This is a genomic window from Streptomyces longwoodensis (assembly GCF_001514125.1).
Classification (GTDB): Bacteria; Actinomycetota; Actinomycetes; order Streptomycetales; family Streptomycetaceae; genus Streptomyces; species Streptomyces longwoodensis.
The window spans coordinates 335,957-347,417 of the sequence record NZ_KQ948553.1; the positions used below are offsets into that span (position 1 = coordinate 335,957).

9 protein-coding genes are annotated in these 11,461 nt (G+C 72.1%); 4 read left to right on the forward strand and 5 right to left on the reverse strand.

Annotated elements, in window-relative coordinates; translation table 11 throughout:
* Nucleotides 1-11 precede the first annotated feature (11 nt).
* The 3 genes from AQJ30_RS16610 to AQJ30_RS16620 form a co-directional block, all read right to left on the reverse strand.
* Entirely contained in the window at nt 12-203 is a 192-nt protein-coding gene (locus tag AQJ30_RS16610) for a DUF397 domain-containing protein (protein ID WP_067234134.1), read from the reverse strand.
* A gap of 201 nt (nt 204-404) precedes the next feature.
* Nucleotides 405-1,262, reverse strand: a complete 858-nt coding sequence (locus tag AQJ30_RS16615; RefSeq protein WP_067234137.1) for a helix-turn-helix domain-containing protein — start codon at nt 1,260-1,262, stop codon at nt 405-407.
* Between the two features lie 313 nt (nt 1,263-1,575).
* On the reverse strand, nt 1,576-2,340 hold the full coding sequence (locus AQJ30_RS16620; protein ID WP_067234139.1) for a GOLPH3/VPS74 family protein: 765 nt from the start codon (nt 2,338-2,340) through the stop codon (nt 1,576-1,578).
* Nucleotides 2,341-2,710: 370 nt separating this feature from the next.
* Between AQJ30_RS16620 and AQJ30_RS16625 the strand changes: the two genes are divergently transcribed.
* The 3 genes from AQJ30_RS16625 (at nt 2,711) to AQJ30_RS16635 (ending at nt 9,063) form a co-directional block, all read left to right on the forward strand.
* Complete coding sequence (locus AQJ30_RS16625) at nt 2,711-5,257, forward strand: D-alanyl-D-alanine carboxypeptidase (protein WP_245726961.1); 2,547 nt, start codon at nt 2,711-2,713, stop codon at nt 5,255-5,257.
* Nucleotides 5,258-5,439: 182 nt separating this feature from the next.
* Complete coding sequence (locus AQJ30_RS16630) at nt 5,440-7,332, forward strand: hypothetical protein (protein WP_067234142.1); 1,893 nt, start codon at nt 5,440-5,442, stop codon at nt 7,330-7,332.
* 171 nt (nt 7,333-7,503) lie between these two features.
* A complete protein-coding gene (locus AQJ30_RS16635; protein WP_067234144.1) occupies nt 7,504-9,063 on the forward strand; it encodes a sodium:solute symporter family protein in 1,560 nt (519 codons plus the stop codon).
* Between the two features lie 19 nt (nt 9,064-9,082).
* Here the strand turns inward: AQJ30_RS16635 and AQJ30_RS16640 are convergent, their stop codons facing one another.
* Nucleotides 9,083-10,204, reverse strand: coding sequence for an ADP-ribosylglycohydrolase family protein (locus AQJ30_RS16640; RefSeq protein WP_067234147.1), 1,122 nt, complete (start codon nt 10,202-10,204; stop codon nt 9,083-9,085).
* Nucleotides 10,205-10,343: 139 nt separating this feature from the next.
* Here AQJ30_RS16640 and AQJ30_RS16645 point away from each other — a divergent pair, with 139 nt between their 5' ends.
* A complete protein-coding gene (locus AQJ30_RS16645) occupies nt 10,344-10,871 on the forward strand; it encodes a DUF2165 domain-containing protein (protein ID WP_067234149.1) in 528 nt (175 codons plus the stop codon).
* On the opposite strand, the gene AQJ30_RS16650 is transcribed toward AQJ30_RS16645, so the two are convergent.
* Nucleotides 10,855-11,430 (reverse strand): hypothetical protein, encoded by a 576-nt coding sequence (locus tag AQJ30_RS16650; protein ID WP_211278997.1) that lies wholly within the window; start codon nt 11,428-11,430, stop codon nt 10,855-10,857. The genes AQJ30_RS16645 and AQJ30_RS16650 overlap by 17 nt on opposite strands.
* Between the last annotated feature and the right edge of the window lie 31 nt (nt 11,431-11,461).

The window sequence follows — 11,461 nt, forward strand, 5'->3', positions numbered from 1 at the left end:
AGGGGTGCCTGCTACGCCTTGACCGAGGCCACGAACTTGTTCCACGCGGCGGCCGGGAAGCCGAGGGTGGGGCCCTCGGTGACCTTGGAGTCACGGACGGCCATGGCCCCGACGACCGGCGACTTGATCTCGACGCAGGCGCCGTTGCCGGTGGAGTACGAGGACTTGGTCCACGTGTCCGTGCTGCCCTGACGAATTGCCATTTCTGCTCCGTATTGCCTGTGAGGGGAGTTGCTCGGATCGCGCCAACCCTGTTGCTTCGGTGGCGTGATCGACGCTACTCGCCCGCTCTCCCGGACGGAGCAGTGATTCACTCGACTGGATGGCATATTCCAGTGGAGCCTTCCGCCGCGGACTAGGGAGGGTGTACGGTTCGCCGCCCCATGTGATCCGCGCGGTACGGCCTAGCGCGCGTACTGCTTCGCCGCGTCCGCGATGAACTGCCGGGACTGCTCCACGTTCAGCGCCTGGGCCCGCAGGTGCTCGTACATCACGCTGTACTTCTGCACGTCGTTCGGCTTCTCCAGGTACAGGTCGCTGGTGACGCCCTCGATGTAGACGACGCTGGAGTCGGCCGCGTCCGGGAACTCCAGGATCGCGTACTGGCCGTTGAGGCCCGGGTGGGCGCCCATCTCGAACGGGATCACCTGCACGGTGACGTGCGGCAGTTGCGACTGCTCGACCAGGAACTCCAGCTGCTCGCGCATCAGTTCCTTGTTGCCGACCACCCGGCGCAGCGCCGCCTCGTCGAGGACCGTCCACAGGCGCAGCGGGTTGTCGGGGCTGGAGATGCGTTCCTGCCGGCGCATGCGCACCTGGACCCGCTTCTCCACCTCGGCCTGCGCGGTCTCCGGCAGGGCGCCCGCGATGAGCGCCTCCGCGTACTGCCGGGTCTGCAGGAGGCCGGGGACGACCTGGGGGTCGTAGACCCGCAGGCTCGCCGCGTCGGTCTCCAGGCCGATGTAGACGCTGTAGGGGACGTCGCCGAAGGCGTGCCACCAGCCCTGCTGGCGCGAGTCCTTGGCCATCTGCATCAGCGAGTCGACGATGCGCTGGTCCTCGACCTCGTACACCCCGCACAGGTCACGCACGTCGCGCTGGCTGATGCTGCGCCGGCCGTTCTCCAGGCGGCTGATCTTCGACTGCGACACCAGGAGGCGCTCGGCGACCTCCTCGGCCGTCATGCCCTTGAGTTCGCGGAGCCGGCGCAGCTCCTGGCCCAACCGGCGCCGCCGGACGGTGGGGTTGACACTGGACGCCACGGGACGTGCACCTCCGCTGTGTACCTGACGTGACACTTTGCGTATCTGCTGTTGAGCAGACTGCCACCAAGGTCCTCACCAGCGCTGGAAAATGGTGGATATGCGGTCGGTACGCGCCAGTTCGGGTGGAGAAACCCTTCTTCCCCCACCCCGCGGCTGCCCGGACATGCCTCCGCGCGGGACGCCGTTGCCGTTCGCGGTGCGAACGGTTCCGACGCCCCGCGCGGACGCGGCGGCTCCCGAACGGGTCCTCAGGTGTCGTGACGGCGGCTGCGACCACGGCTGCGACCGTGACGGCAGCCGCGGCTGCGGCTCAGTGCGCCACGACGCGTGCCATCGAGCCACGGTGCGGTTGCGTCGGGACGCCCCGCGCCGGTTCCGGCACCGCCCTGCCTCCGGCACCGGCGGGCTGCCGGCCGGCGGGTGCCGGTGGGGCGCCCCGGCGCGGCTGCGCCACGGCGCCGTTCTGGACGTCCATCACGGCGTGCGCCACGAGTCCGCCCATCGGGTCGTGCCGGATCAGGTCCCGCAGCCGGGAGCGGGACGAGCGTCCCTCGTTGCCCGGATACAGGTGCTTGCCGAGACCGACCGCGTGGGCCAGGGCGGCGAGCGCCGCCGTCCTCGGGTCCGGCGGCACGCCGGTGCGGATCGCCGAGTCCAGCCGGGCCCTGATCTCCCGGCTGATCGCGGTGTCCGTCGCCTGGTAGCGCGTCGTCGGCAACACCCCGCACATCTGGCCCTCGACGGCATGCACCATGCCGCACCGCTCCAGGTGCGAGAGGTAGACCTGACGGAGGCCCAGTCGTGGGCCCCCGATCCAGTGGACCGCCCGCACCGGAGCGCCGCGTCGTCGCAGCAACTCCAACGCGCAGTCCAAGGTCGGATCTCCTGTCGGCCGTGGCACGACCACGGCGATACGATCCCCGTCTGGGGCTATCCGTCCGGCCAGCGCCAGCTCCACTAGCTGTGCTCCGGCCAGACCGAGATCGAGCGACTGCGGCTGTGCAGTGGTACCCGTGGCCGGGTCCAGTGCCAGCAACAGAAGCTCCTCCGGAAGTGTTCTGCGGCTCCTGCCCATCCATGCCTCCCCGCGTGGATGAATGACAGGGTGACCCCTCTCACATTGGTCTGTCGAGGGTGCGTGACCTGTTTGTAAGGGAACCGGCAGGTATGTCGTTCTCGTCTACCGCTCGGGTCGGGCTCGCACACAGGACACTGGTACACGGTTCGGACAGCACGGTGGAGCGGTGGTCCGGCGGGCGGTACACCCTACGAAGCGGCCGCTGTGCGGGTCGTACGGGAACGTAATCGAGGAGGCATCGGTGGCGGGCGAGTCCCCCGACAGGTCGAAGCAGCGCGAGTCGTCGGCAGAACCGACGTCGGGGAGTGCGGGGCCGGTTCCCGAGGCGCGGGAAGCGCGGGAAGCGCGGGAAACGCGGGATCCGCGGATGGCCGTGGCACGGGAGTCCGCCGGGGCGCGCGGCGGCGTGGACACGGCCACGCGGGTGTTCTCGGTCCGGGAGGCGATCGAGGAGGCCGGGAGTACCGACGGTTCCGGGAAGTCCGAGAAGACCGAGAAGACCGGGAAGACCGAGAAGTCGGCGGACGCGGCCGATACGGCGGAACCGGTGGACACGGCGGAGGCCGCGGACACCGCTGAGTCGGCGGATGCCTCCGACGCCGAGGGCGCCTCGCGGGACGCCGAGGGCGGCTCCGGGCGCTCGGGCGGCGCCGGGGAGGACTCCGGGGTCGCCGAGGGCTCCGAGGGCGCGCAGGGCGCCTCCGAGGGCGCGCAGGGCCGTTCGGAGGACGGCGACGGCGACGCCGGGACGGACACCGAGGGTGCGGCCGACGCGGACACGGCCCCCGAGAGCGACGCGGCCGACCAGGACACCCCCGCCGAGGCCGGCTCCGGCCGGCGCGATCCCGCCGACGCGGAGGACGAGCGCGCCGAGGCGGACACGGCGGACGACACCGCCGACGCCCCCGTCGACCAGCCCACCGCGATCTTCAAGGCCCCGCGTCCCGAGCGCGCCGTCGACCAGCCGACCACCATGCTGAAGCTGGGCGACGCCTCCCCGGCCCCCAAGGGCACGACCGCCCCTGCGGACAAGGCCGACGCCGCGCCGGCCCCGGACGGCGACGAGCCCGCCGACGCCTCCCCGGCCGAGGACGCACCCGGCACCGGCAAGACGCCCGAGGGCAAGACCACCGAGCCGCAGCCCACCGACGCCGAGCCCGCCGCAGACGCCCCCGAGGACGCCGAGCCGAAGGACGCAGAGCCGAAGGACGCCGAGCCGAAGGACACGGCCTCCAAGGACGCCGAGCCCGAGCGCACCGAGCCCGAGGACGCCACCCCCGCGGACGCAGAGCCCAAGGACGCGGAGCCCGAGGACGCCGCCCCGAAGGGCTCCGCCCCCAAGGGCTCCACCCCCGAGCCCGACCCCGAGCGCACCAGCAAGTTCGTCGCGCTGAAGTCGCTCGACGACCCCGACGTGCGCAAGCCCAAGCCGGCCGAGTCGACGACCGTGCTGCGCAAGGTCACGCCCCCGGCGACCCCCGGGACCTCCAAGGCCCCCGCGAGCCCCGCGGCCTCCGCCTCCGCGACCGCCCCCGCCGAGGCGACCACCGCGCTGCCGACGGTGAAGCCCTCCGAGGCGACGGCGGTCGTGCCGCAGGTCGGTCCCGAGCGGACGCAGCAGCAGCCCGTGCCGCCGAAGCCGCCGCTGGACCTGCTGGCCGAGCTGACGAACACCCCGCCGCCCCCGCCGACGCCGCTGCGCACGCTGGCCCGGCGGATCAAGATCTGGACGCCGCTGGTCATCCTGCTGGTGATCGTCTTTGCGATCGTGCAGGCCGTGCGGCCGCTCCCGAAGCCCGAGCTGACCCTCACCGCCAAGGACTCCTTCACCTTCGAGGGCGGCAAGGTGCAGCTGCCCTGGCCGGGCGAGGGCCAGGGCTGGATGGACGTGGACGACGTCGGCACCGTGGACTCCTTCGGCAAGCAGACGCCCGTGCCGATCGGGTCCGTCGCCAAGTCGATGACGGCGTACATCGTCCTCAAGGACCACCCGCTGAAGTCCGGCGAGGAGGGACCGGCCATCCCGGTGGACGCGACCGCCGAGAAGGAGGGCGGGTACGACGCCGACGGCGAGTCGACGCTGAACACCGTCAAGGCGGGCGACAAGCTCACCCAGAAGCAGGCCCTGTCGGCGATCATGATCCCGTCGGCCAACAACATCGCCCGGCTGCTGGCCCGCTGGGACGCCGGTTCCGAGACCGCGTTCATCAAGAAGATGAACGACACCGCCAAGGAACTCGGGATGACCAACACCACCTACACCGACGCCTCGGGCCTGAAGGAGACCACCGTCTCCACCGCCGAGGACCAGGTGAAGCTGGGCAACGAGCTGGTGAAGATCAAGGCGCTGACGGACATCACCCGGCTGCCCGAGTGGACCGACCCGTCGGGGCAGAAGTGGCGCAACTACAACACCCTGGTGCCGTACAACCACGCGATCGGCCTGAAGACGGGCAGCACCACCAAGGCCGGCGGCAACCTGCTGTTCGCCGCGACCGAGGAGGTCGGCGGTGAGACGGTGACCCTGGTGGGCGCGATCCTCGGCCAGCACAAGGCGCCGATCATCGACACGGTGAACGCGGTCAGCAAGACCGCGATGCTGGCCGCCCAGGAGTCGATGACCGCGTCGAAGATCCTCAAGAAGGGTGACGTCGTCGGGTACGTCGACGACCTGATGGGGCACCACACGCCGGTCGTGGTGACCGAGGACGTCCCGGCCGTCGGCTGGGCGGGCCTCACGGTGAAGCTGTCCTTCGCCCCGGCCGACGACCTGCCGCACTCCGCGAAGGCGGGCACCCAGGTCGGCACGCTGACCGTCGGCGACGGCGACAGCGGCGCCGTGAAGGTGCCGGTGGCCCTGCAGCAGGAGCTCACCGAGCCCGGCTTCACGGACAAGCTGACCCGGATCGGCTAGCTGTACCGGCCGGCCGCCGGCCTGCCCCCGGCCGGTCCCCGCGCACCCCGTCGGGGCGCCCCCACCGAGGGGGCTGCCCCACGGGGTGCGTGCTAGCGTCACGAAACGGGACAGGCCGGCGTGCGGGCGCCGCCGAACGCACAGGTCGACAGAAGAAGAGACGGGACGGGGAGTGCCTTCAGGTGGCCACTGCGGAGCCGACACGCGCCGACGACACCGGTCCGGGCCCGGACGCCGGCCCGCGAATACGGGTGCCCGCGGACGCTCCCGCACCCGCTGAACCCGGACGGCCCGCCCCGGCCGCACCGCCCGGCGGGTCCGGCCGGTCCGGCTTCCGGGCCCGGCTGGACGCCCTCGCGGCCCTGCTCGGGCGCCACCCGGTGCTGTCGGTCACCGCGCTCTCCGGTGTGCTGCACCTCGTCTGGTTCTTCACGTTCGCGAACAGCGGCGGCGACCTCGCCGCGCAGGACGCGTGGGCCGAGTTCGTCGGCCGCCACCCGGACTCCGCGTACAACCTCGCCTGGTACGGCGGCATGCACCCGGTGTCGTACAGCGTGGTCTCGCCGTACCTGATGTCCGTCCTCGGGGTGCGGACCACGATGATGATCGCGGGGACGCTGTCGGCGGCCCTGCTGACGCTGGTCCTGCTGCGCTGCCGGCCGGTCAGGAACCCGGTGTGGCCGGCCGTGGCCGGGGTGTTCGCGTTCCTGTGCAACGCCGCGTCGGGCCGGGTGACGTTCGGGCTCGGCACGGTGTTCGCGCTGGGCGCGGTGGCCGTCGTCTTCTGCTGGCCGCACCGCTGGCGCTACAAGCGCTGGGCGAAGGCGCTGTGCGCGGCGCCGCTCGCCGCGCTCGCCACCATGGCGTCGCCGGTCGCGGGCCTGTTCGTGGGCCTGATCGCGGTGGCGCTGTTCCTGCAGAAGCGGCGGCCCGGCGCGTGGGCGCTGGGGCTGGCCCCGGCCGCGGTGGTCGCGGTGTCGGCGTGGCTGTTCCCGTTCTCCGGGACCCAGCCGATGTCGTTCGGCTCGGCGTCGCTGCCGTTCGTCTACGCGGTGATCGTGTTCCTGGTCGTGCCGCACGACTGGAAGACCGTGCGGATCACGGCGGCCGTGTACGGGCTCGCGGTGCTCGGGGTGTGGATCGTCAGCTCGCAGATCGGGTCGAACATCACGCGGCTGGCGATGCTGTTCGCGGGGGTGGTGCTGGTGTGCGCGCTGCCGTTCGCGGTGCCGCGCACCCGCAAGTGGTACGTGATCGTGGTGGCGATCGCCGGGTTCGTCACCTGGATCGGCTTCAAGTCGGTCGACGACGTGGTGCGCACGACGCCGGCCGCGTCGTGGGCGCGTGAGCTGGCCCCGCTGGTCAACCAGCTCCAGGGCGTCGGCGCCGAGAAGGGGCGGGTGGAGGTCGTCCCGGCCCGCTCGCACCGGGAGGCGTCCGCGCTCGCGCCGTACGTGAACCTGGCGCGCGGCTGGAACCGGCAGGCCGACATGGAGCGCAACCCGCTCTTCTACGACGACACCCTGAACTCCGCGAACTACCACGAGTGGCTCCAGCGGTGGGCCGTGCACTTCGTGGTGGTGCCGAAGGACAAGCCGGACGGGGACGGCGGTGAGCGGGAGCGGGAGCTGGTGCAGCGGGGGCTGCCCTACCTGACGCAGATCTGGGGCGACGCCAACTGGCAGCTGTTCCGGGTGACCGACCCGGCGCCGCTCGCCGAGCCGCACGCGGTGGTGCAGCGGGCCGAGCAGGGCGAGTGGACGATCGACGTGCAGCGGGCGGGGCGGGTGCTCATCCGCATCCCCTACTCGCCGTGGCTGAGCATCGTCGACGCGCAGGGCAAGAGCCTGAAGGCGCCGCAGGAGACGGAGGCGTCGAAGCACCGCGAGGAGGGCGAGCCCAAGTCGTTCTCCAACCTGAACGGGTGCCTGTACGAGACCGACGAGGACGCCCAGGGCGACAAGTGGACGGTGCTGCTCGCGCCGAAGTCCGGGACGTACCGGCTGGCGGCCCCGTACCAGCTGCCGCGCGGCACGCCGTGCCCGGACGAGCTGAAGGACGACGCCTCGCGGTAGGTCCTTCCCCGCCCCTCCCCAGCGGCGGACGCCCGTGCCCGGCTCGTTCATACTGATGAACCCAGGACAGCACTCCGAACATTTTTGCCTCCCCTTGACCTTCCGCTTACTTGTCGTGTTCACGCGCCCGCACCCACGATGAGCGCCGGGCTGAACCCTGGGAGGGCGCACATGAACGGTCTCGACTGGGCCGTGCTCATCGGCTATTTCGGCGTGATGGTCGCCATCGGCGTGTGGTCGCACAAGCGCGTCGACAACGTCAGCGACTTCTTCACCGCGGGCGGCAAGATGCCCTGGTGGCTGTCCGGCATCTCGCACCACATGTCGGGCTACAGCGCGGTGATGTTCACCGGCTACGCCGGCATCGCCTACACCTACGGGGTCACCTCGTTCATCACGTGGTCCTTCCCCATCGCGCTCGGCATCGCCATCGGCTCCAAGCTGTTCGCGCCGCGCATCAACCGGCTGCGCTCCCGGCTCCACGTGGCCTCCCCGCTGGAGTACCTGAAGAACCGGTACGACCTGCGGACCCAGCAGGCGCTGGCCTGGTCCGGCATGCTGCTGAAGATCGTGGACGTGGGCGCCAAGTGGGCCGCGATCGCCACCCTGTTGTCGGTGTTCACCGGGGTGTCGCTCAACCAGGGCATCCTCATCACCGGCTGCATCACGGCGGTCTACTGCACGATCGGCGGCCTGTGGGCGGACGCGCTGACCGAGCTCGGCCAGTTCGTCATCCAGCTCCTGGCCGGCGTCGCGATGTTCGTGGCCGTGGTGCTGAAGCTGGACGACAAGGGCATCGGCTTCCTGGAGGCGTGGGACCAGCCCGCGCTGCACGGCCACGACAAGCCGCTGGTGGGGCCGTACGGGACGGTGTTCCTGCTGGCGTTCCTGTTCATCAAGCTGTTCGAGTACAACGGCGGCATGCTCAACCAGGCCCAGCGGTACATGGCCACGGCCACCGCACACGAGGCCGAGCGCTCCGCGCGGCTGTCGGCGGCGCTGTGGCTCGTCTGGCCGGTGGTGCTGTTCTTCCCGATGTGGATGTCGCCGCTGCTGGTCGACGCGCAGAAGCCGGACGGCTCCGACTCCTACGGCCTGATGACCGAACAGCTCCTGCCGCACGGCCTGCTGGGCCTGGTGATCGTCGGGTTCTTCTCGCACACGATGGCCATGTGCTCCTCCGACGCCAACGCGATCGCGGCGGTCTTCACCCGGGACGTGGCGCCGGTGCTGTCGAAGCAGGCGCGGGCCTGGGGCGAGCGCAAGGGGCTGGTCGCGGCCCGGGTCACCACGGTGGTCTTCCTCGGCCTGTCGATGGCGGTGGCGACTCAGGTCAACTCGCCCACGTTCAAGGACATCATCACGGTCGTCATCAAGTGGGTGGCGGGGCTGATGGGCCCGATCGCGATCCCGATGATGCTGGGCCTGCTGCGCCCGTTCCGCCGCTCGGGCCCGACCGCGGCGCTGACCAGCTGGTCCCTGGGCCTGCTGGCGTTCTGGCTGGTGAACTACCCGATCAACTGGAACGTCGACGGCGGGGTCCCGCTGCAGTACCAGGTCTCCGTGCCGCTCGCGGTCTCGCTGGTGCTGTACGTCCTGGTCGGGTACCTGAAGCCGGAGGACACCCCGGAGCGGCTGGCGGTCATCGAGCGCATCAACGGCGGTGACGAGGGGACGGCGGCCGCGGTCCCCGAGCCCCGGGACGCCGTCCCGGCCCCCGTGAAGGACTGACGGCCGGGCGCCCGGCCCGCTACACGGCCCGCGGGTAGCGGGCCAGCCAGCCCGGGGACGCGCCGGCGGGGCCGTGCAGGGCCGGGCCCTGGGTCATCTCCATGGCGAAGTCGTCGGCCAGTTCCAGGATCGTCGGACGGCCCTCCAGCTCGGCCAGCCAGGCCGGCGGGAGGGCCGTCTCGCCGTGCAGGGCGCCGAGCAGTCCGCCGGTCAGCGCGCCGACCGCGGCGGAGGCGGCGCCGTGGCCGACCGCGAGGCGCAGTCCGTGCCGTACGTCCTCGGCGACCAGGGCGCAGTAGACGGCGGCGGCGAGCGCGCCGGGGGCGCGGCGCTCGGCGCCGGCCAGTTCCTCGACCCGGGCCGGGGTGGGCAGGCCCTGGCGGACGGTGCCGAGGGCGCGCTGGAGGGCGTCGGTCACCGGCTCGTGGCCGGGCCGGGCCGCCATCAGCGCGAGGGCGCGCTGCACGGCCCCGTCGAGGCTGTCGCCGCGCGCCAGGGCGTGGACGACCAGGGCGTACGCGCCCGCCGTGAGGCAGGCCGCCGGGTGGCCGTGGGTCTGCGCGGCGCACTCGACGGCGAGCTGGGCGACGAGCTGGGGCTCCCAGCCGACGAGCAGCCCGAAGGGAGCGGAGCGCGGGACCACCTCGGGGCCGGCGGCGGCGGGGTTCTTGGGCGCGTCGAGGGTGCCCATGGTGGTGTCACCGAGGCCCATGAGCAGGGCGCGGGTGGGCTCGCGGCGGGCGTACAGCCACTCCTCGCGGGCCAGCCAGCCGTCCTCCGCGCGCCGCTCGTCGGGGCCCCAGTCGCGCTGGGTGGCGGCCCAGCGCAGGTAGGCGCGGTGCAGGTCGGTCGGCGGGTGCCAGGCGCCGGTGTCGCGGCGGACCTGGGCCCGGATCAGGCCGTCGACGGTGAACAGGGTCAGCTGGGTGAGGTGGGTGATCGTGCCGCGCCGCCCGTGGGCGGGGAGCAGGTCGGCCACGCCGTCGGGGCCGTGTGCGGCCTGGATCTCCTCGGCCGACAGGGCGTCGACGGGGGCGCCGAGCGCGTCGCCGACGGCCGCGCCCAGCAGCGTGCCGCGCACCCGGCTGCGGAAGTCCTGCTGCTCGCTGCGGCCCCAGACGGGACCCGCTGTCGCACTCACCACGTCCTCCCGGGCCCCGTTCGCACGTACGACGGTTCGCCACTGTAATCGACCGTGAACGTGGAGTTGAGGTGCACCCGACATGGATCTGGCTCAATCCGCACGGGAGACGGACGTGTGGGCTGGGAATGACCTCCCCATGATCAAATCCAGCGCACCCGCCGCGCGCGGCGCACGCCCCCTGACCGTCACCGCCACCGCGCTCACGGCCACGGTCGCCCTCTACATGGCGCTGGTCGCCTTCGGGAACATCACCGACTTCGGCACCAACCAGCAGTTCGTGCGGCACGTCCTGGCCATGGACACCACCTTCGAGGACGACGACCTGATGTGGCGGGCGATCACCGGCAGGGCGCTCCAGGACACCGCCTACGTGCTGATCATCGCCTGGGAGACCGCCGCCGCGCTGGTGCTGCTGGCCGCCACCTGGCTGTGGGTCCGCCGCGACACCCCCCGCGCCCGCACCCTCTCCACGTACGGCCTGCTGATGGTGATGCTGCTGTTCGGGGCCGGGTTCATAGCCGTCGGCGGCGAGTGGTTCGCCATGTGGCAGTCCAAGGACTGGAACGGCCTGGACGCCGCGACCCGGGTGTTCACGCTGAGCGGCCTGGTGCTGCTCGTCGTGCAGCTGACGACCCGCGAGGAGCCGGCTACGGCACGACCCTGACGTTCGTCCCCGTCGCGCCGAAGGCCCACAGGGCGGTGCCGTCCGCCTTGTGCAGGCGGATGCCGCCCGTGGGGGTGCCGGAGGCGGGCGGCGGGGAGGAGCCGTCGACAGCGTTGGAGAAGGCGATGTTCACGCCGGACGACACCGTGAAGTAGACGATGTGCTCGATGTCGACGCCGTCGGAGCCGGTGGTGGCGTCCTTGCGCAGGGAGATCGTGTAGCTGCCGGGCTTGGGGTCGACCGTGCCGGGCCACACCGTGAAGGTGGACCGGGCCCGGTCGTCGGCGTCGACCAGCCAGACCCGGTCCTGGTCCAGCGAGTAGACGATGCGGCGGCCCGTGCCCGAGCCGTCCGGGACCTCCGCCGACGTGATGGCGCTCGGGGTCGGCTTCGGCTCGGGGGTGGCCGACGCCGAGGCGTGCGGGCGGGCGCCCGCCGCGGCCGACGGGTGCGTGCCCCCGTCGGCCTGTACCGCCAGGGCCACGACCGCGACGATCGCGCCGGTCGTCAGGCCGGTCACCCAGGCCCACGAGGGAAGCCGTCGGGCAGGCACGGGCACCCATCTCCTCAGTCTCCAGCCCCCGATGCCG